The following is a 23,729-nucleotide window of genomic DNA, read 5'->3' as shown; positions in this document are numbered from 1 at the left end:
TACCCCCATAGGTATTCAAGCGGAGATTGGAAAAAAAGCCCAAAAAGCGGAATCAGTCATGTCAGGAGAGTCGGGAGAAGTGTTCGATCGCTTTGGCGAAGGAGGCGATGGTTTTCTCTGCGTCGCCATGCTCGATGCCGTCTTTGACGCAGTGGCGGAGGTGACCCTCGAGGACGATCTGCCCGAGTTTATGGAGGGCGCTTTTGGCGGCGTTGATCTGAATGAGCACCTCCTCGCAGGGGACATCTTCGTCGATCATGTTTTCAATGGCGCCCAGCTGGCCGATGATCTTCTTCATTCGGCGGTGAAGATTTTCCGCATCCATACACTTGCGCATGGCAGTCGACTCCTGTTCTTAATTTGCTCTATTACGGTATATCCGAAAACTCCTCCTGTCAAGGGCGAAAACCGCGCGACAGGGCAGGACTCCCGAAAAAACCGCTCAGAACCAGGCAGAAGAGCAACGTCACCGCCAGATTGGCAACGGCATAGCAGTGCAGCGCCAGAGTGTTCACGCCGAACGAGATCGCCAGACTCGCGATGACCCCGCAGATTCCACCGTAAAACACCCCCGAAGCGTTGACCCGCCACGGCAGCAGCGTCAGAAGCACCAGCGCCAGAAGCGGACTGCCGAGTCCGTTGATGAATTTGTTGACGATCATGAAGAGCGTATTCGCCTCCGCCAGCAACGGTACGGCAACCAGTGCCAGAAGCGTGACCGCCGCACCGATGCCGCCGCTCAGAAGCCGCTCCGGCGGACTCTTCCGGAAAAATCTCGAATGAAAATCCGTCACGTATGCCGCGCAACAGCTGTTGATCCCCGAATCGATGCTCGACATCGTCGCCGCCAGCAGCGCCGCGGCAATCACTCCCGTCACTCCGACGGGGAAATCACGGATCATCCCGGCGATCACCGCGATCGGCGGAATCCGGCCCGGCTCTCCTCCGGCTCGAACCGAACAGACATAGACCGCCACTCCGAACACCACGAGCAGAGAAAGCGACAGAACCGAAACGAACGCATTCAGCCACAATCCTTTGCGCGCCGATGAGAGATTTTTCGCGGTAAAATAGCGCTGCACAACCATCTGATCCGCACCATACCGCGTGAGAAACGCCACCGATACTCCGATCAGAGCACTCCAGAACGTCATGCGCAGCGTCGGATCAAACGAGAAATAGGCCGCATCGAACGGCGCAAACGGCCGCAGTCTCCCTCCGTCGAACGCTATCTGAACCGAATCTCCCGCCCCGGCCAATGCAAACCCGACCGCGAGCGCAATTCCTCCGAAGAGAACGAAGAACTGCAGAACATCCGTCCACATGACCGCGCGGATCCCGCCCGCGGCCGTGTAGAGCGTCGCGACCACCCCGCCGACCAGAACTGCAACCGGCAGCGGCACCCCGGTCAACACCCCCATGATCCGGGCGGTCGCGTAGAGCGCCGTCGCCATCCAGAAAAAACGCCAGAAGAGAAACAATCCGCTCGCAAGCGCCCGGACCCGGTAATCAAACCGCCGCTCAAGAAGTCCGTACAGGCTGATCCTCTCCTCGTGGAGAAAACTGGGCATCCAGAACGTCGCAACCAGCCACGCCGACAGGAAAAACACCGGAAACGAGGCCAGCACATAGAGTCCGTGCCCAAACACCTCCCCCGGCAGCGCCAGAAAGTTGATTGCGCTGAAACTCGTCACCATGACCGAGAGCCCGATCGGAAAATACCCCATTCTCCGTCCCGCGAGAAAGTATTCCCGCCCGCTCTCCTGTCCGGTCCGGAACCGCCAGCCGATCCCGAGCAGCGCCGCCAGATAGAGAATGACCACCAGATAATCGATCGTCTTCATGCCCGGCTCTCCCCTTGCGGATCGTCATTCCGCGACTCCACAGCCGCGATGACCGGCGGGGTATACGGAGTCAATGCAATGTCGAGCGCCGGTGCGCGCGGCACTTTCCCCGAACACAGATCCGCCAGCTGCTCCGCCAGCGCCCCGGCAATCTCCGCGATCGAATGCTGCACAAGCGTACACGCGAACGGAAAAATGACCGGATTTTCGCGCGTGTGGTGAATCGCAAGCCGATAATCCTGCGGCACCCGCACCCCCGCACGGTAAAACGCCATCGTCACCCCCTCGACCAGATCGTCGGAAAACAACATCAGCCCCTCCGGCCGGCGCCGCAGAGTATTCAGATGCGCAACCGCGTTCCAGGCGAAAGCCGCCCGGTCAACAATGAAACTCTCTGCGGAATGGCTTCCGTCATAGAGCCACTCCTCCCGGAACTCCAGCGCCGCCGCCGCACCGCAACGGCGCAGCACCGGAAGAAATCCCGGCGCCGGACGCTCCGGAATGATCACACCGAAACTGCGGCAGCCGGTCGCGCGCAGCGCTTCGGCCATCTTCCCGATCAACTCCGCCGTCAGCAGTGAAATCCGGTTGGCGATCCGCAGAGAACCGATTCCGGTAAACGGCAGATGCAGCGCCTGATAAAACTTCAATTCATCCGGTTCGATCGTCCGGCAGATCACCCCCTGAATCCTCCGTTCCGAAGCAAGTCGCCGCAATCCGTTCCATCCCGTTCCGCCGGGCGTATCATACAGCACATGGCATTCGACTCCGCTCTCCTCGAACCGGGCGGCAAGAAACCGGACCAGCAGTCGCGTGAACTCCTCCCCCCGCATAAGGGAACGCCACGGTACGAATACCGCCACTCCGCGCAGACCGGGTTCGCGGCGCGCCACAACGCTCCCCGCGCGCGGACGGCGGATCAGCAGCCCCTCCCCCGCGAGTTTCCCGAACGCATGATGCACATTCGCCTCGGCCACGCCGAGTTCCCGTGCCAGCGTGCGCGCCGGGGGCAGCCGATCGCCGGGGTGCAACTCCCCGCGCACGATCCGGTCGCGGTAATAACCCGCGATCTGGGATCGGATGCTGCGTTCCGGATCGAGCCGGAGAGTCGACGTTGAATTCTGTTGTCTCATGCGCATACAATAGCCGCCGGAGAGACCTTTTGCAACCGTCAGCGGAGAAATAATCAGAATAATCGCATCGAACTCTTGATTTCTGCCGTCACCGGGAATATAGTAATCACCGGGAAAACAAATGGGAGAGTCAGGATGCAGACATTGATCCAGAGTTTGAGTTCGCTGCCGTTCTTCCACTCGGTCTGGTTCGGCATCGGCGCGATGGTGATCGTCGGCGCAAGCTGGTGCCTGATCGGTCTGGTGATGGGAGATGCGCCGAAGCGGGGGATCGAACCGAGCCTCGTGCAGTTGTTCGGAAACAGCTTTTCCGTTGCGGCCAGCGTGGTAATCATGTTCGCAACGGGGAGCGTGCCGGAGTGTTCTTTGCTGATCACGTTCGCGACCTGCGCCGTCTACGCCATCGCCGGGATGATGAACTTCTTCATGCTGCAGATCATGGCCTATGCGATGCAGCGCGGTCCGAACGGAATCATCTGGGCGATCATCCAGTCGGCGCTGATTTTCCCGTTTCTGGGCGGGGTGATCTTCTACGGGGTGGAGCTGACGTTCCTCCGGGGAGGAGGAATTCTCCTGCTGCTCGCGGCGCTCGTGCTCTTCGGCGCGGCAAAGGAGAATTCCAATGCGCGCGGCCACTGGCGGCTGCCGGCATTCATCTGTCTCGCGATCTGCGCAGTCCAGCAGAATCTTCAGACCGCCCCCTCCTATTACCCGGAGGCGCGGGCGGTCGGCAGCATTGTCCGGTCACTCGCCGCGGCGGGGGGCGGACTCATCGGCGCGGTTTTCTACAATCTCGCCCGGCTGAACCCGGAACGACGAAAACAGTTCCGCAGCAATCTCTTCAATCCGGTCCTGTGGAAATACATCGGAGCGCTGCAGTTCTTCAATCTGCTCTTTGCCTACACGCTCTTTTACCCGGGAATGAATGCGATGGCCGACGCGGGACTCGGCGGAATGTGCTATCCAGTGATGGTCGGATCGTGCATCGTGAGCTTCACGCTGGCCAGCGTCTGGATTCTGAGGGAGAAGATGCGGCCGCTGCAGGTGGCCGCGCTCGGGGTCTGTCTGACCGGGCTTGTATTCCTGTGCATTCCGCTCAAATAATGCCGAGTTTCCGGAGTGTGTACTGGACGGGGGACGGCTTTTCGCGGCCGGTCCAGTCCGCGGAATCAATCTCATCGGCGGCGTCGAAGAGCGCGCGGCAGCTCTCCTCGTAGGAGCGTCCGCTCAACTCCGATACGAGCCGGATCGCCCGGTCGATGAGTTTTTTGTTCGAGATGCTGACATGGCTCATCCAGTTGCCGGTGACGCGCCCGAGCTTGACCATTGTTCCGGTTGAAACGGTATTCAGCGCGAGCTTGAGCGCCATGTGATTCATCAGATGCAGCGCGGAATCCGGCACGCCGGAGCTGATCCGGAACTGTCCGATCACGTGATATTTCTTTGCAACGGATTCGAGCACAAGGTTTCCGGGGCTGCCGGCGACCTCGACGATGACCGCCCCCGACTTCGGAGAAGCGAACCGTTCCGGAGCGGGTTCACAACCGACCTCGAAACCGTAGAGAGATTCCGCATCGATGGCGGGAGGATGATTCACGAGTTTCTCCGGAGCCCCCATCGCGCGGTAATCCTCCGGACGCCACGCGAGACAGCGCACTTCCCGGTGGAGCATGTTCCGCCATGTTTCCCGGGTCGGATAGAGCGGATTCTTCACAAACGCCCACGGCATCGGGGAAGCCGTATCGTCCCGGCGGCGGAACGGCGGAAGCATGAACGTCGGAGAGCGTTCGGTCGTATCGGTGAAAATGTCGAGCAGATAATCGTTCGCCAGATAGGTGATCCGGCCACCGGAGGCGTAAACATCCGCCTCGAAATCAATGTATTGCGCTATCATGGAACGCACCTCGGCCGACTCGAGCCGGTCGAGAAGCTGCTCGAACTGCGTGACGAAGTCTGGCAGGCTGCGTCCCTCGAGTTTTGCCGCGACCGATTCGAGCAGAACCCCGGCGACGAGCTGCTCGCTCGTAGTCGCCTGCATGCGGGTCGAACCCGCCAGCGCCATCGGGCCGCAGAAGAGGTCCAGCACCGTCACACGCGGGTCGTCGATGACCTCGCGGCAGCGCACGAGCTTTTCCCGAAGCAGTCCGGCGGGGTTGTTGAACAGGAGGAACACTGCCGCGCCGCGTTCGGCGGATTCCTTGACCGTGCCGATGACGGAACTGGTTTCGCCGCCCTCGGTGATCGCCACAAGCATATCGCCCGGACCGATGTGGAGGTCAGCAGCCTGACGGCGACCGAAATTCTGGTAATCCTCGAATGCTTCAACCGATTTTACAAGTGCATAATCTCCTCCGGTCATGATACTTGCGGCGCAATCTGCCAACTCCGGCCGATCCGATGCGGAGAAGTATTCCCGCCACATCGATTCGAGCAGAATGCTGAGCCGTCCGGTCGCGCCGCAGCCGGAAAAGATGATGCGCCCGCCGCCGCGCACGGTCGAGAATCCGGTCGCCGCCATCCGCGCAAACGGCTCGGAGACGAGAACACGGCGCACCATGGACAGCACGTCGCGATCGGGCTTCTGGAGGGTGGCGACCCCCTCCACGGTGGAGCGCCGGAAATCGGCCTCCATCGAGCGCGTCAACGGATTCGACTGTTCGGTCGGCAGAAATCCAAGATGGAATTCCGTTTCGTTTGTGATGAAGTTTTCCGCGGCGGCCATGACTTCCGGTTTCATTTCGTCCCTCACGATTGAGTTGCATTCCTGTTTTTTATGGAATATATCACCATCCTGACGGAACGCAAGCGCTTCCGCTCCGGAAACCGTCATTCCCCGGCTCGATCCACCGCCCTCCCCCGCAGCGGAAAAATATTCCGGGCAAACGTGATTCCATTTGACTTTTTCACAACTTCTGTATACAGTATACAAAATACCGGAATTCGATCCGGCAACAACCAACCGGGAGAGGTGCGATGTCAGGAAAAGGATTTCTTGCGGCGGTGGCGGTCTTGACTGGAGCTCTGCTGCTGACGGCGGCGGAAACAGAGAAGAAATCGTGGAACTATCAGCAGAAGAATGAGATATCGTATCTCGAACCGGGCTCTTCCGGCGATGCGTACCGGCAGGAGCGTTGTCGGCTCGATCTCTATTATCCGGAGGGAAAACCGGGATTCGCGACTGTGATCTGGTTTCACGGCGGCGGCCTGACCAGCGGGAAGAAGAGCATTCCGGAGATGCTCAAGCGGCGCGGCGCAGCGGTGGTCGGCGTGAATTACCGGCTCGCTCCGCAGGCGGATGCGCCGAAAGACGCGCCGAACCGGAACGTCCGCGTCGCGGACTGCATCGAAGACGCAGCAGCAGCCGTCGGCTGGGTATTCCGCAACATCGCCGCATACGGCGGAGACCCGAAAAAGATCTACCTGACCGGACACTCCGCCGGGGGATACCTCGCGCTGATGGTCGGCATGGATCCGAAGTATCTGGCCCCGTATGGAATGAAACCCTCCGATCTCGCAGGGTTGATTCCGTTCAGCGGGCACACGATCACGCACTTCACGGAGCGGGCCGCGCATGGAATCGGATTGACGCAACCGGTCGTCGACGAGCTGGCCCCGCTCTATCACGTCACGACTCCCGATCTGCCGCCGATTCTGCTCATCACGGGCGACCGCGAAAAGGAGATGGCGGGCCGTTATGAGGAGAACGCCTACCTCATGCGGATGCTCAAGCTGAACGGGCACACCGTGACGCTCTACGAACTCCAGGGCTACGGCCACGGCATGGTCTACCCGGGGATGCCGATCCTCGTGGAGTTTCTGAAGAAACAGAACGCGGTGGAATAGCCTCGATCATAAGGGAGGAGTCCCGGTTTCCATTGCGCCCGGGGGGGACGCATTCGTCGTTCGGGAGTTCCGACGAATTCCTCCCCCCCCGGGAAAAATGCGCATGAAACGCATCGAGACTCATCGCGTCAAAGAAGTTCTAACATGCTGTGCAAACGAAATTTGCGCAACATGACAAGAACGCTTCCCCGGGCGGAGAGTTTTGCCGTATCCGGATCAGTGCAGGTCGAATCCGCACCCGCGCGTACACTCGCTGAACCAGAGCGGATCACTCAGACGGAAACTCCCGCGCCGGATCTCTTCGACGCCCGCCGCTTCCGGCAACAGCAGAATCCGGTACTCGTGTTCGCCCTGATCGGTGACCGGATAGTCGTTCTCCGCCGGGAGCGGGAACGGATCGTGGTGCGCATACACCGGCGACCGCAGCAGCGTGAGGCGGATCACTCCGTCCGGCTGAACATCCGCCCCCGTCACATCCGGACTCACAACGGCAAACCGGCGGCCGTCCGGAGCAACGACCGAAACGAAATCGGTCACCGGATACTCCTCGCCGTTGCACTCGCGCGCGACGACTCCCCCCGGCGCTCCGTCGAGACGGGAAGCGGGAGTGAATCCGGGATCGATCAGCAGCTTCACAAGTTTCCGGCAGCCGTTCCACGCCAGTCGCAGCCTGAGTTCGATTCCCGGCTCCCCGTCGTTCATCCGAACCCGCCACCGGAGCTGGCCGCAGGAAACCCGCTGCGTAAACCACACCTCACCCGAAAGCGACCCGGAACGTCCGCATACACAGGGCGCATTCGATTCGGATTCAAAGGGTTCCGCTATGGTCGTCCCGTAACCTTTCATATTGTGTGACCAGGTGTCGCTCGGGTCGTCGATCACGACCGCGCGCAGCGGCGCGCCGAGGAATTCCCGGACCCCGTTCGACAGGGAAACCACTCCCTCCCTGCCGAATTTTGCGACGAGACTCCCATTCTCCAGGCGTTCCGGTGAAACCCGGACATGACCCTCCTCCGCCGCAGACGGTGCGCCGTCCGTGTGAATGAGCAGAATCTTCCGCCCTCCCCCCGGAATCCGCAGCCGGGCGGCGTAGCGCGCGATCTCGAACGCGGCTTCAGCAGTCACCTCCTGACACAACACGGGCGTCCCGTCCTCTCCGGTCAGGCGAACCCGCGGCTGTTCCGGCTCCGTCCAGAGATAGCCGAGCCACGGCTCGAACTCAACGAGCCCTTCGAATTCCGTCTCGGAGGGATTGTCGAAGATCAGCCGCTGCACCTCGCACGGCTCGAGCCGTGCGTTCTCCCGCCGGATTGCCAGTTCGATCTGCTGCTGCGCCACCGAACGCGCATAGCCGAGATCCTGAAAGATCTCCTCGTAGGCTGAACGGATCGAACTGCCCGGCAGAACGTCGTGGAACGTCGCAAACAGCAGCCGCTTCCACGCAGGCTCGAGTTTACGCTCCGCCTCCGCGTCGAACAGTCCGGGCCTCCGGGCGCGCAGCTGTTCCGCCTGATGCAGAAGCTGTTCGGTCCGGCGGACCTCCCGCTTGATCCGGCTCACGGCCGTGTAGCAGCCGATCGCGTGGTGCTGAAGTTCCGTGCGAACGACCGGCAGCTCCGCGCCGGAAGCCGCAACCGCTTCAAAATAACGGTCCGGCGAACTGTAAATGAGTTCCACGTCATCCCGGTAATGCAGGTGGGCGTTCAGCCATTCGATCTCCCGCTTCGCCGGGCCGCCGCCGTGGTTCCCGACCCCGACAAAACACATGACGTGACCGATGGCGGGATTCGCATCCGCCAGCGCCGCATCGAGGTTCGCACGCAGATTCGTCTCCGTATCGCGCCCGGTCGTGCAGTAGCTGCGCGAGATCCGGAACGTCCGGATCCGGCTGCCCGAGGGGGACTCCCACAGGAACGTGTTTCCAGGCAGGTGCATCTCGTGTTCGCCGGGACGCATCATGACATAATTCTCAAACCCGCTCTGCGTCAGGAAGTCCGGCAGCGTCGCCGCGTGGCCGAAGCTGTCGACGTGATACGCGGTCTTCACCCGCATGCCGAACTTCTCCTCGAAATAACGCCGCCCGAATTCGCCGTGCTTCTCGAAAATATGCGCTCCGGTCAGGTTGCAGTCCGGCTGCACGTACCAGCCGCCGACCACCTGCCAGCGCCCGCTCTTCACATACGCGCGAATGCGCTCGAACAACGCCGGATCAAGCTGTTCGACCACCTCGTAAAACCACATTTCCCCGCGCGTGATTACGATCTCGGGATAACGATCGAGCAGATCGCACGCGGTCCGGGCCGTACCGATGACCTCATCCATCCCCTGCGACCGGCGCCAGAGCCAGACCGGATCGAGATGTGAATTCAAAATCAGATGTACTTTCATTGCAAAAAACTGCCTTTCTGAATGCAAATCGTTATTGTATCGGAGAAAACGTCATACTCCAACGCCCCGATCCGCAGACCTGCGTCCCGAGATGGATACACCAGAGCGTCCTGCCCCATGAACTCTCCATGCGCGTATCGTGCAGCGGGATCTCTTCAATCCGCACAACGGAGATGCCGGAGACACGGAGCTGCATCTTCCCGATCCGGATTGCGCCGTCCTCCTCTTCCGGCTTCACCGCGCAGTAGAGCGGAATCGCGACGGCAATCTCTCCGGTTCCCTGGACGGAATCTTCGATCACGGCTGTGCCATCGTCCGAGAGCGACGCACGCCGCACACAGGATTCGACGCCGCACGCCCGCGGATACGCCCCCGCGATGTCGATCGAAACCGCGTCGGAAATCGTCATCCCCGACGCCCGGAACTCCGCCCCCGGCGACTGCAGAATCCCGTTGAACGACGGAACATCATGTCCGGAGGAGTTCAGGAAGCGGTTCTCGTATCTCCGGGAAGAAAAGGTGAACTTCGTATACTCCGTAGAGCCGCAGTCGATGACGACCGGCGTTCCGTCGTAAAACACCTCGAACTGCCCGATGTCGTTGTGATTGTGGCTCTCGTCGTTATGCCCTCCTTTCATGCACAGGATCGTGCCGCTCCAGTCGTCGGCGGGATTCTGGCGGAACAGGAAGAATTCGAGATCCGGCAGAATCGTCTGCCGTTCGCAGGCCCGGTTTCCGCGCGTGAGATCGGCAGGAAACCAGAACGTCTGCGCAAGCTCATTGAACAATACAAGATGCGGGAACTCGCCCGTTCCTGCCGTACCATCCGCAACCTCCGTCACGGAAGCGGGGGCGAATCCATACGCCGCCTCGACCGCGAATGACTTCAGCCGTCGGCTGCCCGAGAGCTCCGCGTAACGGTTCAGCAATCCCGCTTCCATCCGGTCGAATTTCGCGGGGGAATCGGCCATACTCGCGAACCACGGTCCGACGAGGTGAACTTTCGCGATGTAATCCCCGATGTTCCGGAATTTCTCCTCGCGGTAGAGCGCCGCAAAGGCATTGTCCGTATACGCATTGAGCAGATCCAGAAAGATCATGAGCCGGATTCCCGCGACCATGAAATATCCGGGTCCTTCATCGCACCCGCCGTCCGGCGCGTAGCGGTCATAGAACCGCTCGCAGACGCCGATCAGTTTCAGTGTCAGCCGCGCGAGCCGTTCCGGCTGATCCCGCAGGAACGTGAACGCCGTCATCGCGACATTCGAGGCGCACCAGGGACTCCAGTTGTTGTGGCCGTCCAGCCACCACTGCGGCAGGATGGTCTCATCCTCCAGCGGCGCGATCACGCGCTCGATGCAATACGCCCGGACCCAGTTCAGCAGCTCCGGAGAGAGCTCCCGCAGCTCCTTTTCCAGCAGCTGGACGACGCACGCCAGGGTCGAACCGGTTTCCGCGCAGAAGAGATCGGTCCGCGGCTGATCGAACCGCGGCATCGGATCGCCCTCATGATAGTGCCCGTGCGCCGGAAGATACCAGACCGGCTCGCTCAAAAGCTGCCAGATCCCCTCGACCACCTCCGGCAGAAAACGTTTCCGGTACTCCACCGCCTCTGCCATGCAGAACAGCGTCAGGTGCGTCCGCCGCCCGAAGTAAAACGACTCAAAAACACTCCGGTTCCCCGTGCGCATGAATGCGAAGAAATCCCGCGCCGTCAACGGAGGATAGATTTCGGAATAACTCTTCTCCTGCCACTTCTGCGCGTTTTCCACGTACAGCGCAAAGCGCTTCTTCCGGAACGCGCTCTCCCCCGCCTCCCAGACTGCGCGATCGGCGGCCTGCGGAAACCGGCTTTTGAAGCTTCTCTTCCGAAACAGCTCCGTAAGTTCCTGCTCGGACATGATTTCCGTCCACATTGCGACACTCCCCCCCCCCTGATTTCATGACTTCAACGAACATCCGGGACTCCGGAGAGGAACGGCCGGGCCGCACCGCCGGATTCCGGCTCCATTCAAACCAACCCGTTTCGCGATGATTCCCTCCGGAAATGGTAAACCGGCGTGCTCCAGGCGTGACAGTGACTGTTCATCGCCGGATCTCCGTAAGGTGAGCGCAGCGGCTCTTCCGGGAGAAACACCTCCCAGAATGCGTCTGCACCAAGCGCAGCCATTTTTCCCCAGTATTCCCGCGTCAGCGCATGCGCTTCGCGACGCAGTCCGGCCCGCTCCAGCGCGAGCACCATCTGATTGTAGAGAAAAGGAGTGCCCGGTCTGACGATATTCCCGGCCGCAAGCGTCCTCCGCAGCAGCGCAGCCGTATCGGACGGCGGCAGTACCCCGGCCATCGCCATCCAGATCTGCGATGCCCAGGAGAACTGTCCGGATTTGCCCCCTCCCCGGAACAACCCCGCCTCCGGATCGTACCAGCTCTCGCGGGCGGCCCCGCGCAGCTGCTCGATGACGGGAAGATACCGTGCGGCCCGGTCGCCGCAATCGAGTTCGCAGGCCAGCCTGCAGAAGCGTTGCAGCGCTTCGATCACCACCCCCTGCACGGCGCACTCTTTCTCGAGTCCCTCCTGCCAGTCGATGAACAGCCAGTGGCAGCCGCGGTCGACGAACCGACCGCGCTCAAATTCCCGCAGGGAGAGTTCGCACTGCCGTTCCGCAACCGGCAGAAGTCCGCGCACCACGGCGGCATCGCCGCCCGCGCGCAGAAAATCGAGCAGAACGTCTCCGAACAGCACGCCGTAATCAAAAACAAAATTTCCCGCCTCCGGGAGTCCCTCTCCGGGATAGACACACCCCGGCACCCGCCCCTCGTCGTCCGCCGCGGCGGCGAACAGCAGCAGACAGCGCCGGACCAGATCGAGGTTGCGGAAACGGTCATAATCGGCAAGCGCCTGAATGCGGAGATCCCCGAGCCAGAGACGGCGGTCGCGTTTCGGTCCGTCCTCGTAACACTCCTGCATGCAGGCGGCCAGCGTGACGCTCCCGATCCGGTCGACGGCGCGGTCGAGCTCGTCGTATTCCGCGCTCAGCGGGGGCAGCGTCCTGAAGTCAGCAGCCGAATTGACCGCATCACAGCAGACGCTCTCCGGGGTCACCACATATCCGGGAGAGTTGGATTCCACCGCCAGCTCGAGGTATCGGAACGCATAACGGCGGGGCAGCCGGATCACCGGCGGCGGAGCGTCGAAAACAAAAGTCTCCTCCTGCAGCCAGCCCCGGCCCAGCGATACGCGGCAGGCGTCGAAATCCGCCGCCAGCTCATACGGAGACTCCGCACACTTCACGCGGAATCGGAACGGCGCGTCGATCCGTCCCCGGAAACGGAACGTCAATTCGATATAACCGACGCAGTACTCCCCCATGTCGAACGTGCAGCACCAGGAGCGCGGCTGCCCGACGTGCAGGACCTCCCGCAACTCACCGGCCGGAACGGCCCGCCACCCCTGCCAGGCGGCCGGGTCGGGGACGGGCCGAACCAGACGAACCGGAAACACCCGGCGATGAACAAGTTCCGGCCGCAGAGCCTCCGCCTCCTCTGCCCAGCGGACGGCGTCGTTGAAATACATGGATTCACTCTCTTTTCTTCTGCGATTGTATCCGTCCGTCTTCCGGCTGGAGCGGATCTGGTGCGCGAGGGGGGACTTGAACCCCCACGCCTTGCGGCACCGGAACCTAAATCCGGGGCGTCTGCCATTCCGCCACTCGCGCTCGAGGACAACTCCGATACTATATCCCGGGATCTGCTTTTCCGCAAACGTCCCGCGCAGCTTTTTCGCAAGTTTTTCCCGCTTCGTTCTGGAAAAACACGGGGAACGGTGTATTATTATGAGATGAAGCAATGTTCATGCAAGGAAAAACTGTTCGTTTATGATCGATATCTCTGAAGATTCCCGCAAAAAAGTCGAACGCGCGCTGCTGGTCGGATTCCGTTTCCCGGACCAGAGCGAAACCGAGGTGAACGAGCATCTCGACGAACTTGCCGATCTCGTCCGCAATCTCGACATCATCCCGCTTGAGCCGGAGATCGTGAATCTGCACGATCCCTCCCCACGCTATTACATCGGCAGCGGCAAGGCCGAAGAGATCGCCCGGCTCATGCAGGAGTGCGAGGCCGACTGCCTGATCTTCGATACGCCGCTCTCCCCCTCCCAGCAGCGCAACTGGGAGCGGCTCACGCACAGCTGCGTCATCGACCGCGAGGAGGTGATTCTCGACATCTTCGCGGAACGGGCCTCCACCCGCGAGGCGGTGCTTCAGGTGGAGCTTGCCCGCACGAAATATTCGCTCCCGCGCCTGACCCGCGCCTGGACTCACCTTTCCCGGCAGCACGGCGGCGGAGCGACCACCCGGGGAGAAGGCGAGGCGCAGATCGAGACCGACCGCCGACTGCTGCGGCGCAGAATCCGCCAGCTCGAGGAGGAGCTCAAGGTCGTGCGCAAGCAGCGGGAAACCCAGCGCAAGTCGCGGGAACGCAATCTGATTCCGCACGGCGCGATCGTCGGATACACGAACGTCGGAAAATCCTCGCTGCTGCAGACGCTTTCCGGAGCGGAGATCCTCGTCAAGGATCAGCTCTTCGCGACGCTCGACCCGACCACGCGCCGCGTCCCGCTCGAAAACGGTCTTGAGGTGCTGCTGACCGACACGGTCGGATTCGTGCGCAAGCTGCCGCACTCCCTCGTTGAAGCGTTCAAATCCACGCTCGAAGAGGCCGTTCTCGCGGATTTTCTGCTGCTTGTGCTCGACCTCTCCTCCACCCAGCTCGACGCGCAGTGGGAGACCACGCTCTCCGTTCTGAAAGAACTCGGCGCGGAAGAGAAGAAGATCATCGTCGTGTTCAACAAGATCGATCTGGTAGACCGGGAATCCGAGGGGGTGCTCTTCGCCCGGCTTCGCGGTTTGTTTCCCGACGCGCTCTATCTCTCGACCCGCACGGGAGAGGGAATCGGGGAGCTCAAAAAACGGCTCACCGCCATCGCCGCCGGGGAGTTTCAACTCATGCGGGTCAAGCTGCCGCCGCAACGGTACGATCTGGCCGCGCTCGCGCACGCGAACGGCCGCGTCTATGAAGAAAACTACAACGACTCGGGCGAACTCGAGCTGGTGTTCACCATCGGCCCGGCGCTCCGCCACAAATTTCAGGAGTACGCAATATGAGAAAATTCATCCTGTTTGTGCTTCTCGCCGCAGTCCTGCCGCTGCTCTCCGGAGCTGCGAGAAACGCCTGGGACATCTGGCGCGAAGGATATGAGACCTACCACAAAGGCGAAATTCTCCGGGACCGGGGCGAACATATCCAGGCTCTTGAGACGTTCCGCAAGGCACTCGCACTCTATCAGGAGATCCAGCGTGCCCGGCCCGACTGGGATCAGAACATCATCAAGTCGCGCATCGCGGACTGCGAACGGGAGATCGCCAACGCCCGCAAACTTCTCGGCGACACGGACTCATCCCCCATTCCCGTCCGGCCCGAACCGCAGGTCGGCGGCGTCGACTTCGCCGAACAGGAGAGTCTCCGGAAAGAGGAGGAGAATTACCGGAAGCGGATCACCGACCTGACCACGGAGAACGAGACGCTCCGGAAAGAGATCGAACAACTCAAGGCCAATGAAGTCGACGCCCTGAAACTCCTCCGCGAACAGCGCGTTCTCCAGGAGAAATGCGCCCTCCTCGAAAAGCAGAAACTCGAACTCGAAAAGAAAAACGCCGATCCCGACGCCGAGATCGAAACCCTCAAACGCCGGCTGGTCGAGGAAAAACTCGCCTCCGAACAGCTTTCCGGACGGCTCCGCCTCGCCGAGACCCGCGCCGGAAGCCACCCGCAAAGCCGGACTTGCAGAAGCCGCGCTCAAACAGAACAGCGCTGAACTCCAGCGACTCAACCACATGCTCGAGGAACTGCGCAACGTCGGGAACGAGTCGGCCCGCAAAACCGCCGCACTCGAAGCCGCCCGCGCCGAGGCCGAGCGAAAACTCAAAGCCGCCGAGGAGAAAGCCGCCGCCCTGACCTCCGAACTCGCCGTGGCCAACAGCCGTCTCGCCGATGCGGTCCAGGGAGGGAAAACCGAACTCAACCCCGAAATTCTCTCCGAAAACACCAGACTCCGGAACGAGGCGCAGGAGGCCCGCAAAGCGCGCGAAACCGCGGAAGCCGCCGCTCTCGAAGCCGGCAACAACCATCGTCTCGCCCAGCTTGAACTCGTACAGCTCCGCGAGACGCTCCAGCGCGTGGAAACCCTGCGGCTCAATCTCGAACGTGAACACGCCGCACTTGCCAAATCCCTCGAACTTGCGCAGGCCTCCGCAAAACTCTCGGAAGTCGAGATGAAGAACCTGCGCGAGCGCAACACGAAACTCGAAGCCGACATGCAGGAGTGGAGCGAACGCTGCTCCAAACTCGAGGCGCAAATCAGAAACCGCAATACCGCCGTCGAACGCAGCCTGCGGGAAAGCGATGAGACCAACACCGCACTGAACAGCCGGATCAAAAACCTAGAGCAGCAGCTCGCCACTGACAAACAGGAGCTCGATCTGATCACATCTCAGAAAAAATCACTGGAGAAAGCGCTCTCGGCCGCCGACGCCGAACTCGCCAAAACCAAATCCGCCCTCGGCCGCGCCGACGAACAGCTCAAGGCCGCCGCCGAGTCGAGTGCGAAACTTGCAAAGCTCGAAGCCGAATCCGCCACGCTCCGGAAGAATTTCCAGGCCGTCCAGCAGGAGGCCGCCGGACTCCGCGAAACCGCCGCCCGGCTCCGGCCCGCGGAGGAGAAACTCGCCGCCGCGCAGCAGCAGATCACCGAACTCGGCAAAAATGCCGGAAAACTCCTCGAGGAACAGAAGAAAAATCAGCTTCTGAGCGACGAAAACGCCGCACTGCGCAAACAGCTTGCCGAACAGCGGGAGGCGCCTCCGGCCCCCGAGCCCCGGCTCACCGCCCCGGAGGTTGCCGCACCGGCAAGCCTCTCCGCGGCTGAACTCATCGCCGCCGGACACAAGGCCGAATCCGAAGAATCCTGGGATCTCGCCGCCTGGAACTACCGCGCCGCGCTCGCCCGGGAACCGGAAAACAACGCAGCAGCTGCCGCGCTCGGCATGCTGCATCTGCGCCGCGCGGAGTATGAGTCCGCTGAACAGTTCCTCGCCCGGGCAGCCCGGAACGCCCCCACCGATCCCGGAATCGCCGCGGCACGGGCGGAATCTCTCATCGGAATGGGCAAATACGGCAACGCCGTTTCCGTTCTGGATAAACCGCTGGCTGCCAATCCCGGTGACTTCCGGCTGCGGATGGCGGCCGCCCGCGCCCTGGCCGGGAGCGGCAACCGTCAGTCCGCCGAAGCCGGATTCCTCGCCGCCGCGAAGCTCGATCCCGCCTCCCCGGCACCGCACCTGGAACTCGCCCGTCTGAAACTCTCCGCCGGCGATAAAACCGCCGCCTCCGCGGCTTACGAAAAGGCGCGTTCTCTCGGCGCGGGTCCCGATCCCCGTCTCGAACCGGAACTCGGGAAACAACTCGGCGAACAGCGCGAACTGGCCGAATTCATGATGAACGCGGCCGCCGAAGCCGCCGGGAACGGCGACTGGACCAGCGCGCTCTGGTACTACCGCCAGCTCACGGAGATCGATAAGAACAACCGGCTGCTGCCACTGCGCATCGCATTCGGCAGAATGCGGATGAAAGAGTTCCCGCAGGCGCTCGAGACGATCGCGATGACGCCCGCCTCCGCGGAGGGGGATCTGCTCAAGGTCCTCGTCTACCTGCATCAGGAACGCTTCGCCGACGCGGCGCGGGCCGCGAACGAGGCGAAACAACGCAACGGCGGCAAACCGCTGGCGATCACACCCGAATGGCCGGAACTCCGGAACGAGTTTGACACCATAAGCCGCAGCGAAGCGCTCAAACAGTCCGTCGCCGGAATCGAATGCGGGAAAGCCCTCCGCGATCTCGTCGCGGAAAAGTGATGTGAAACAGAGCGCCGCACCCCGGAGACCGGTTCACGGCTTCCCGGCTTCGCTCCCGGGAACGGAGTAGAGGAAAAGTCTCTGTCCGGCTCCTCCGGGCAGTTCAAACACCTCGGTCGTGCGCCAGATGACCGGGGATTTCCGGCAGGCGATCTCCAGGGCGGGCAGATCTTCCGCTGCCTGCTGCGGCGTCTTGTAGAGAATGAACCGCCCGGTCCGGCGCTTGATGAAATCGCACGCATCCAGATAGATGATCGGAGCCGCCGCGACCGCGCGCGCCGTCACCACGTCAAACTGGTGCCGGAACTGCGGTTTGCAGTTCAGCTCATTGCTGCGACCGTGCACGACGCGAACATTCCGGAGTCCGAGCGCCGCGACCGCGCGTTCGACGAACGCCGTCTTCTTCCCGGTCGAATCGATCGCCGTGATCCGCAGGTTCGGGAACGCCATCGCCAGAACCAGCGACGGGAATCCCGCCCCGCAGCCGATATCCGCGATCTTCCCATACCCGGTCGTCAGCTCCGGAAACTCCCTCGCGATCGAGAGGGAATCGGCCACATGCTTGACGGCGAACTCCTCCGGTTCCGTGATCCGGGTCAGGTTCACCGTTTTATTGGCCTCGACAAGCAGATCGCGCAACGCTTCGCACTGCCCGGCGAAACCCTCCGGGTCGGCCACTCCGCACAATGCCGCATAACCGGCAAGTCTGAACGTCATATCACTCCCCCCTCGTCAGCAGCGCCCCCCAGAAGAGCGCAAGCGCAAACACCACCCAGAATCCGCCGCTGACTCCGCGCCAGACGCCGGAACGTGCGCACAGACGAATCCAGTCCCGCAGCGCACACGGCTTGCCGGAAACCCAGATCCCCGCGATTCCGAAGATCCACGCGAGCACAGCGATCGCGCCGGAACACGGCGTGTGCAGCTCGAAACTCTTGTGCACCAGATAATAGGCTCCCAGAATCGCCGCCCCGCCCAGCGCCCGCGCCAGCGGGTAATCGACAAAGCAGTACCCCAGAATCGGCACGACGATCGCCAGCGGCCACAGCAGCGGGACGAGAAATCCCGGCGACACCACCGCCGCATGCGGCACACACAGCGCCAGCGCAATCCAGCCGATCACCATCCCCGGCAGTTTCGCCCGCGGCCACGGTTCAAAACGGGAAAGATTCTCCGGCGAGAGCCGGAACGTCCAGACCGCAAACGCCGCAAAGCAGATCCCCGCCACTCCGAGCGCAATCCGGTAAATCAGAAGTTCATTCATCCTCGTTGAGTCTCCTGTTGTTGGTTCAACCATTGATCGATCAGCCTGCGCGCGATCGAGCCGGGCGACGGAATGTCCGGCATATCCTCCGGGGTGCAGAATCTCGCGTCGGTGATCTCGACCCCGTCCGGCCGGATCTCCCCCCCCGCATATTCCGCCGTAAAACCGATCATGAGCGAATTCGGGTACGGCCAGCTCTGGCTCCCGGCATAACGGATCTCTTTCACTTCAAGCCCGACCTCCTCGCGGATCTCGCGCCGGACGGCCGACTCCATCGATTCGCCCGGTTCGACAAATCCCGCGATCAGACTGTACATACCCTCCCGGAAACGGCTGTTGTGCGCCAGCAGCAGCCGCCCGCGTTCGTCCGTGATCGCCGTAATCACCGCCGGCGCTATCTGCGGATAGAACACCGCCCCGCACGACGGGCAGCCCCGGGCGCACTCCTCGCTCCGGTCCTCGAGTTCCGCCCCGCACGCACCGCAGTACCGGCGGTTGCGCCGCCAGAACGAGAGCGTCCGCGCCCGGCAGAGCGCAGTCTGTTCCAGCTCGGAGAGCAAAGTCAGCGCCTCCCGGATCTCGATTTGCCGGAGAGTCCCGGACTCCACCTCCGCGGGAACGGGACTCTCCTCAACCATCACGCATGCGGTCCGGTCGATCCGCCCGATGCGCACCCCATCTCCGGCGAAGAACGGCAGCTCCGAACTCCGCGGCAGCCGGTCGCCGGCCAGAAGAACCCGGTTTCCGGGAAAAAGTACAATGACGATCTCATCCGCGCCCGACGCGGCAGCGCCCGTTCCGAACGAAAACGGCTCCGGATAAAAACGGCTCATCTCCCCTCCCCGAACCGGTAAAACCGCATTCCGTTGGCGGTCGTGAGCGCCGCAATCTCCTCGACGGTCCGGCCGCGCTCCTCCGCAACCCGTGCGGCCACAAGCATGAGAAATCCGGGATGATTCGTCGTTCCGCGGTGCGGCACCGGCGCGAGATAGGGTGAATCGGTCTCGATCAGCAGCCGGTCGTCCGGAATCACCCGGAGTGCCTCCCGGATATTCTCCGCCCGGTTGAATGTCACCATGCCGGTCACTCCGAGGTATGCCCCGAGCGCCAGAAATTTCCGCGCCCAGTCAGGCGTCCCGGAGAAGCAGTGGATCACGAACCGCCCCCCCCTTTCCGCAAACGGAGCGAGCAGTTCATAGCCGTCCTCGTAGGCGCTCCACTCCCGGTCACGGTCGCGCAGATGCACGATCGCCGGGAGATCCCACTCGAGCGCCAGGTCGAGAAAGCGGGCGAAAACCTCCCGCTGCACCTTCCGCGCGGATTGTTCGTAAAAGTAATCCAATCCGAGTTCTCCGATCGCTTTCAGCTTCGGATGTCCGCGGAACTCGCCGAAGTCGTTCCGTTCCGCGAGAAATTTCTCCGCACTGTGCGGATGGACTCCCGCGGCGAAACAGGCGGTGTCCACCACCTGGGCGAATTCGCGCGAACGGCAGCTCTCCAGATAATCTCCGCCCGCAGCCATGAGCCACAATCGATCCGGCACTCCGATCCGGCCCTGCGGCGGCGCGGCCGCGGCAGCCAGAACGTTCCGGAAATACTCCCCCGGGGAACTCTCCCCGTAATAGTGAAAGTGTGTGTCGAACAGTTCCATTTTCATCAATTCCACAGTTCAGTAAACAGTTCCTGCAATTCGCGGATCATTCCCGCGCTCGGCAGTTTGTCGATCATGATGATCGGCTCGACCTTGTCCGGATCCGACGGGTCCGCCGACGTTCCGATGAGCTTGAGCTCTCGAATCCGGCTCAGAAGCTCCCCGAGCGAGCCGCTCGCAATCGACCCGAGCCGGACAAACGGATTCTCCAGCGTTCCCTCGATCGGAATCATCGCCTGAAAACCGCTGATGGTCAGTTTCGACGCCAGATCGAGCCTCCGTTCGCCCGCCAGATCAAACGCGCCGGAAAACACCAGGCGGCTGATCCAGTCGCCGAAGAATACACACTCATCGACGCGGACATGCCCCTCATTCGCATGGAGTTTCACACTGCCCTCGTCGAGCCGCACGGTCTTGAGCCGTTTCGTCAGCGACTCGCTGCTGACGATGCTCTCTTTCCAGGTCGAGAGATCCTCCGCCAGAAGCGTGCTTAGCTGTCCGGCCACCTCGACCGGGAACAGCAGCAGACGCGCGAATTCTCCTTTCACGACCGTGTCGGGAATCGTCAGATCCTGAAAATCCATCTCGAGCACCCCGCTCATCGTCTCCAGCCAGGAATCGGGACGGCCATCCTCCAGAAACCGCAGATTCAGATTCAAATCCCGCAGTGTCCCGGCAGCCCCCTCCTGGGAAGTTCCCTCAATCAGCTCCATCAGCGGCGGCAGCGAAAGCGGCTCATCCCCGCGCAGCGCCGCCGTGAACAGAACCCCCTGCTCCGTGTTGCGGCCGCTGAACTCCCCGCCGTACCGCGCATTGTTGATCTGCAAAAGCAGATGGTCCGTCTCGAGCGAATCCGTGCGCAGGCGCAGCCGGGTATCCAGATCCGCCGACAGTGACGGCGTGAGCCGGATCCTGCGCAACCGGCAGCCGAGATCGACCGGACGCCGACCGAAATTGAGTCGCGGCGCATGGCCGGAATCGGGTTTCTCCTCCCGTCTCCGCGCCGGGAACAGAGCCAGAAGTTTCCCCGCGTCGACCGTCGACGATGCGAGCTGCATCGTGATTCCTCCCTCCGGAGAGGAGAGGTCCGCGCGGCACTCTCCCGCCAGATCGAAGAGCAACGCCTCGTCCTGCCGGAGGGCCGCCGACACCCGGCGCAGCAGCAGTCGCCGCTCATCCTTCTCGGCCATCAGCGAGAGCGTCCCGGTATACACCTCCCCGGGGCGCGACGGCATCACGAATCTGTCCAGATCAAACGCGCCCGAAGCGCGCAGCACCCGGAAGTTCTCCCGCGCAAAAAGCTGCATCTTCCCCGTCAACTGCGCATCGGAAACCGCATCCGGAAAGAACAGTGAGAGAAACTGATCGTTCAAATAACGGATCGACCACTCTCCCGAATAACTCGCCCGCTCAAAATCCCACGCTCCCGGACACTCCAGTCGCAGCGCGGGTTTTCCCCGGCGGCGCAGATAGAAGTTCAGCATCCGCATCTCCAGATAACGCATCGTCGGCATGTAGCCGGAAAACGAGCACTGCACCGAAAAATCCCGGTAATGCCGCCCCGACCACTCCGCGCCGAGATCGTCAAACATCAATTCGCCGGAATAGACCGCCGAACGGAAACCGGGCGCGATCGATCCCTCCGCCGACAGCCGCACCCGCCCCGAATCGAACTGCACGCCCGGCCCGAGATAGGCGTTCGCCGCCGCAACCGGCAGCTCGCCCGAAAGACGGAATTTCAACTCATCTCCCCCGGGAGTCTCCCCGCCGAACCGATAGGGACCGGCCTTGAGCTCCAGCGCCCGCTTCCCCTCCCGGAAGATGGCCGCTTCGCAACTCCGCAGACACAGCGGCGCCTCGCGGGCCGGCTTGTCAAGCTGAAACGCGACTTCAGCCGTGCCGAATCCGAGTTTGCGGTATTCCGGCAGAAACGGATCCAGCGCTGGAGAGATCCACACCGCCAGTTCCGGCGCAAGCCCCTCGAGCCGCCCCGAAAGCCGTCCGGCAATATCGGTCAGCTCCCCCTCTCCGGAAAAATTCGCGTTGCCGAGATTCATTCCACCGTTTCTCAACGACAGCGACAGATTCCGGAGCGTCCAGTGAAAATCACGCCGCAACTCCAAATCCAGTCCGGCAATGATCTCGGAAAGTTCAAACTCCCTGCCGTCCCAGCAGCAGCGCCCTCCCGCGATCCGGCCGCTGCCCAGCAGGGAAAACGCCGAAAGATTCCGTTTCAACGTCAACTGCATCTGCGCGGAAAGCACGCCCGAATCAAATTGGAAAACCGAATCTCCCGGCAGCAGAAAACGCAGCAATTTCAAATCCAGTTCGCGGCACTCCAGATCGAATACCGCCTGCTGACTCGGCGAGTTCCCACGCTCCAGCCAGGAGTAACGGATCGGGTGCTGAAGACGAAATGACGCCCTCTCCTCCTCCCGCTCGGTCAGCGTCACAGCGAACTTGCGCAAATCGATCGAACTTTTCTCGAGATCGACCGCCAGATCGTACTCCCCGTCGAGCCGCAACTGGGGCAGTGAAATCCGCTCAAGCCCGATGATCGCATCGCCGTTCCGGTCCGCCCGAAGAATTCCGGAAGCCGTGAGTTTGCGCCGCGCATAGGCGAATTTCCCGCGATACTGCAGCTCAGCACGCCCGGGATTGAACCCGAATCCGAGATCGAACAGCAGCGAGGTGATCTCCTCCGACAAATGCCGGATGTCCACATCTCCACGAATCTCAAACGGTTGATACCGAACCCGCCCGGAAAGTTCCATCTCACTCTGGAGCGTCCCGCCCTGGTGCTGGGTCAGCGCAAGTTTGCGGAATTCGAATCCCCCCCGGTCACAGCTCCCCGTCGCCGTCAGATCGACCGCGCCGTCGTTGAACGGCTCCCCGCTGATCGAGCCGAACAAGCCCGAGAGGGAGCACGTCGTATCGAACGTCTCCGGCACGAGATTCGCTGCAAGCCCCGTGTCGAACCGCAGCGTAAACCGGCCGGCGTCGACATGATTCGCGCGACTCGAGGCGAACCGCAGCGCTCCGAGCGCCGTCAGCCGCATCCGCCGACTGTTCGCAAAACGGTCGGCCCGCAACTCGAGTCCGGTCAGTTCCAACGCCCCGCCCGCCTCCGGATCCCCGAAGATCAGCCGCAGGCAGGAGTCACGGAAAACCACATCCTCCAGATCGATCCGGAACGGATTCCGCCGCTTCTTCCGGGGCTTTTGCGCCGCCACTGCTGCCGGACTCTTGACGCTCCACCTCCTGCCGCCGAGATGATAAAGCGTCAGTTCGGAACCGCTCATCCGGACCTCGGAAAGTCGGATTCCTTTTCCTGCCAGCATCGAAAACGCATAACGGGCTTCCCCCCGTTTCGTTCGGAAATAGGGACTCCCCTCCGGACCCACCCGCAGATTCTCCACCATGATCCGCGGGCGGAAGATCGACAACTCAATCCGATCAGCGACGACTTCCACTCCCCAGCGACTGCTCAACAGCGGCAGAACCACCGAAGTCAGAAAAAACGATCCGGTCAGAAAAAAATACGCAAAAAAAACGCACAACGCGGCGACAAGCAGCGTCAGAAGCATCCTGCGATACCGCCTTTTCCTCCGGATCAAATCTCCGCCTCGCAATTCCG

Annotated in this window: 17 protein-coding genes and 1 tRNA gene; 5 read left to right on the top strand and 13 right to left on the bottom strand. The window is 61.9% G+C overall.

What is annotated here, in order from left to right:
* Positions 1-61: 61 nt before the first annotated feature.
* Genes Q0J85_RS01855 through Q0J85_RS01845 form a run of 3 tightly spaced genes read right to left on the bottom strand, consistent with a single transcriptional unit; the run spans position 62 to position 2,977 of the window.
* A complete protein-coding gene (locus tag Q0J85_RS01855; protein WP_294477699.1) occupies positions 62-337 on the bottom strand; it encodes a metal-sensing transcriptional repressor in 276 nt (91 codons plus the stop codon).
* Between the two features lie 58 nt (positions 338-395).
* Positions 396-1,844, bottom strand: a complete 1,449-nt coding sequence (locus tag Q0J85_RS01850; protein WP_294477696.1) for a sodium/solute symporter — start codon at positions 1,842-1,844, stop codon at positions 396-398.
* Positions 1,841-2,977, bottom strand: coding sequence for a GntR family transcriptional regulator (locus tag Q0J85_RS01845; RefSeq protein ID WP_294477693.1), 1,137 nt, complete (start codon positions 2,975-2,977; stop codon positions 1,841-1,843). The genes Q0J85_RS01850 and Q0J85_RS01845 overlap by 4 nt, the downstream gene beginning before the upstream one ends.
* 135 nt (positions 2,978-3,112) lie before the next feature.
* On the opposite strand from Q0J85_RS01845, the gene Q0J85_RS01840 reads away from it, so the two are divergent.
* Entirely contained in the window at positions 3,113-4,081 is a 969-nt protein-coding gene (locus tag Q0J85_RS01840) for a hypothetical protein (RefSeq protein WP_294477691.1), read from the top strand.
* Here the strand turns inward: Q0J85_RS01840 and Q0J85_RS01835 are convergent.
* Positions 4,074-5,726, bottom strand: coding sequence for a hypothetical protein (locus Q0J85_RS01835; protein WP_294477690.1), 1,653 nt, complete (start codon positions 5,724-5,726; stop codon positions 4,074-4,076). The two genes, Q0J85_RS01840 and Q0J85_RS01835, sit on opposite strands and share 8 nt — an antisense overlap.
* A 224-nt stretch (positions 5,727-5,950) precedes the next feature.
* Between Q0J85_RS01835 and Q0J85_RS01830 the strand changes: the two genes are divergently transcribed.
* A complete protein-coding gene (locus Q0J85_RS01830; RefSeq protein ID WP_294477688.1) occupies positions 5,951-6,820 on the top strand; it encodes an alpha/beta hydrolase in 870 nt (289 codons plus the stop codon).
* 216 nt (positions 6,821-7,036) lie between these two features.
* Here the strand turns inward: Q0J85_RS01830 and Q0J85_RS01825 are convergent, their stop codons facing one another.
* The 4 genes from Q0J85_RS01825 to Q0J85_RS01810 all read right to left on the bottom strand — a co-directional run bounded on the left by Q0J85_RS01825 (position 7,037) and on the right by Q0J85_RS01810 (position 12,923).
* Positions 7,037-9,208, bottom strand: a complete 2,172-nt coding sequence (locus Q0J85_RS01825) for an alpha-mannosidase (RefSeq protein WP_294477686.1) — start codon at positions 9,206-9,208, stop codon at positions 7,037-7,039.
* A gap of 31 nt (positions 9,209-9,239) precedes the next feature.
* Entirely contained in the window at positions 9,240-11,123 is a 1,884-nt protein-coding gene (locus Q0J85_RS01820) for a heparinase II/III family protein (RefSeq protein WP_294477684.1), read from the bottom strand.
* Between the two features lie 95 nt (positions 11,124-11,218).
* Complete coding sequence (locus tag Q0J85_RS01815) at positions 11,219-12,781, bottom strand: hypothetical protein (RefSeq protein ID WP_294477682.1); 1,563 nt, start codon at positions 12,779-12,781, stop codon at positions 11,219-11,221.
* A 58-nt stretch (positions 12,782-12,839) separates the two neighbouring features.
* A tRNA-Leu gene (locus Q0J85_RS01810) sits at positions 12,840-12,923 on the bottom strand.
* A 159-nt stretch (positions 12,924-13,082) separates the two neighbouring features.
* On the opposite strand from Q0J85_RS01810, the gene hflX reads away from it, so the two are divergent.
* Genes hflX through Q0J85_RS01795 form a run of 3 tightly spaced genes read left to right on the top strand, consistent with a single transcriptional unit; the run spans position 13,083 to position 17,177 of the window.
* A complete protein-coding gene (gene hflX, locus Q0J85_RS01805; protein ID WP_294477680.1) occupies positions 13,083-14,372 on the top strand; it encodes a GTPase HflX in 1,290 nt (429 codons plus the stop codon).
* A complete protein-coding gene (locus tag Q0J85_RS01800) occupies positions 14,369-15,082 on the top strand; it encodes a hypothetical protein (RefSeq protein WP_294477678.1) in 714 nt (237 codons plus the stop codon). Before hflX ends, Q0J85_RS01800 begins: the two co-directional genes overlap by 4 nt.
* 19 nt (positions 15,083-15,101) lie before the next feature.
* Positions 15,102-17,177, top strand: coding sequence for a hypothetical protein (locus tag Q0J85_RS01795; RefSeq protein ID WP_294477676.1), 2,076 nt, complete (start codon positions 15,102-15,104; stop codon positions 17,175-17,177).
* A 33-nt stretch (positions 17,178-17,210) separates the two neighbouring features.
* On the opposite strand, the gene rsmG is transcribed toward Q0J85_RS01795, so the two are convergent.
* Genes rsmG through Q0J85_RS01770 form a run of 5 tightly spaced genes read right to left on the bottom strand, consistent with a single transcriptional unit; the run spans position 17,211 to position 23,679 of the window.
* Positions 17,211-17,894 (bottom strand): 16S rRNA (guanine(527)-N(7))-methyltransferase RsmG, encoded by a 684-nt coding sequence (rsmG, locus tag Q0J85_RS01790; protein WP_294477674.1) that lies wholly within the window; start codon positions 17,892-17,894, stop codon positions 17,211-17,213.
* 1 nt (position 17,895) lies between these two features.
* Positions 17,896-18,441, bottom strand: a complete 546-nt coding sequence (locus Q0J85_RS01785) for a hypothetical protein (RefSeq protein WP_294477672.1) — start codon at positions 18,439-18,441, stop codon at positions 17,896-17,898.
* Entirely contained in the window at positions 18,438-19,274 is an 837-nt protein-coding gene (nudC, locus tag Q0J85_RS01780) for an NAD(+) diphosphatase (RefSeq protein WP_294477671.1), read from the bottom strand. Before nudC ends, Q0J85_RS01785 begins: the two co-directional genes overlap by 4 nt.
* Positions 19,271-20,092 (bottom strand): TatD family hydrolase, encoded by an 822-nt coding sequence (locus Q0J85_RS01775; RefSeq protein ID WP_294477670.1) that lies wholly within the window; start codon positions 20,090-20,092, stop codon positions 19,271-19,273. Before Q0J85_RS01775 ends, nudC begins: the two co-directional genes overlap by 4 nt.
* Positions 20,093-20,097: 5 nt before the next feature.
* The gene (locus Q0J85_RS01770) at positions 20,098-23,679 is read right to left on the bottom strand and encodes a hypothetical protein (protein WP_294477668.1); all 3,582 of its coding nucleotides are present in this window, start codon (positions 23,677-23,679) and stop codon (positions 20,098-20,100) included.
* Positions 23,680-23,729 lie beyond the last annotated feature (50 nt).

The sequence above is a fragment of the uncultured Victivallis sp. genome (assembly GCA_944389935.1).
Lineage (GTDB): Bacteria > Verrucomicrobiota > Lentisphaeria > Victivallales > Victivallaceae > Victivallis.
This window is presented reverse-complemented; position numbering and strand designations above follow the sequence as displayed.

Excerpts from the sequence above, each read along its gene's own strand:
- Q0J85_RS01855 (WP_294477699.1), bottom strand. The coding sequence starts at position 337 with ATGCGCAAGTGTATGGATGCGGAAAATCTTCACCGCCGAATGAAGAAG.
- Q0J85_RS01850 (WP_294477696.1), bottom strand. The coding sequence starts at position 1,844 with ATGAAGACGATCGATTATCTGGTGGTCATTCTCTATCTGGCGGCGCTG.
- Q0J85_RS01845 (WP_294477693.1), bottom strand. The coding sequence starts at position 2,977 with ATGAGACAACAGAATTCAACGTCGACTCTCCGGCTCGATCCGGAACGC.
- Q0J85_RS01840 (WP_294477691.1), top strand. The coding sequence starts at position 3,113 with ATGCAGACATTGATCCAGAGTTTGAGTTCGCTGCCGTTCTTCCACTCG.
- Q0J85_RS01830 (WP_294477688.1), top strand. The coding sequence starts at position 5,951 with ATGTCAGGAAAAGGATTTCTTGCGGCGGTGGCGGTCTTGACTGGAGCT.
- Q0J85_RS01825 (WP_294477686.1), bottom strand. The coding sequence starts at position 9,208 with ATGAAAGTACATCTGATTTTGAATTCACATCTCGATCCGGTCTGGCTC.
- Q0J85_RS01820 (WP_294477684.1), bottom strand. The coding sequence starts at position 11,123 with ATGTGGACGGAAATCATGTCCGAGCAGGAACTTACGGAGCTGTTTCGG.
- Q0J85_RS01815 (WP_294477682.1), bottom strand. The coding sequence starts at position 12,781 with ATGTATTTCAACGACGCCGTCCGCTGGGCAGAGGAGGCGGAGGCTCTG.
- hflX (WP_294477680.1), top strand. The coding sequence starts at position 13,083 with ATGATCGATATCTCTGAAGATTCCCGCAAAAAAGTCGAACGCGCGCTG.
- Q0J85_RS01800 (WP_294477678.1), top strand. The coding sequence starts at position 14,369 with ATGAGAAAATTCATCCTGTTTGTGCTTCTCGCCGCAGTCCTGCCGCTG.
- Q0J85_RS01795 (WP_294477676.1), top strand. The coding sequence starts at position 15,102 with ATGCTCGAGGAACTGCGCAACGTCGGGAACGAGTCGGCCCGCAAAACC.
- rsmG (WP_294477674.1), bottom strand. The coding sequence starts at position 17,894 with ATGACGTTCAGACTTGCCGGTTATGCGGCATTGTGCGGAGTGGCCGAC.
- Q0J85_RS01785 (WP_294477672.1), bottom strand. The coding sequence starts at position 18,441 with ATGAATGAACTTCTGATTTACCGGATTGCGCTCGGAGTGGCGGGGATC.
- nudC (WP_294477671.1), bottom strand. The coding sequence starts at position 19,274 with ATGAGCCGTTTTTATCCGGAGCCGTTTTCGTTCGGAACGGGCGCTGCC.
- Q0J85_RS01775 (WP_294477670.1), bottom strand. The coding sequence starts at position 20,092 with ATGGAACTGTTCGACACACACTTTCACTATTACGGGGAGAGTTCCCCG.
- Q0J85_RS01770 (WP_294477668.1), bottom strand. The coding sequence starts at position 23,679 with ATGCTTCTGACGCTGCTTGTCGCCGCGTTGTGCGTTTTTTTTGCGTAT.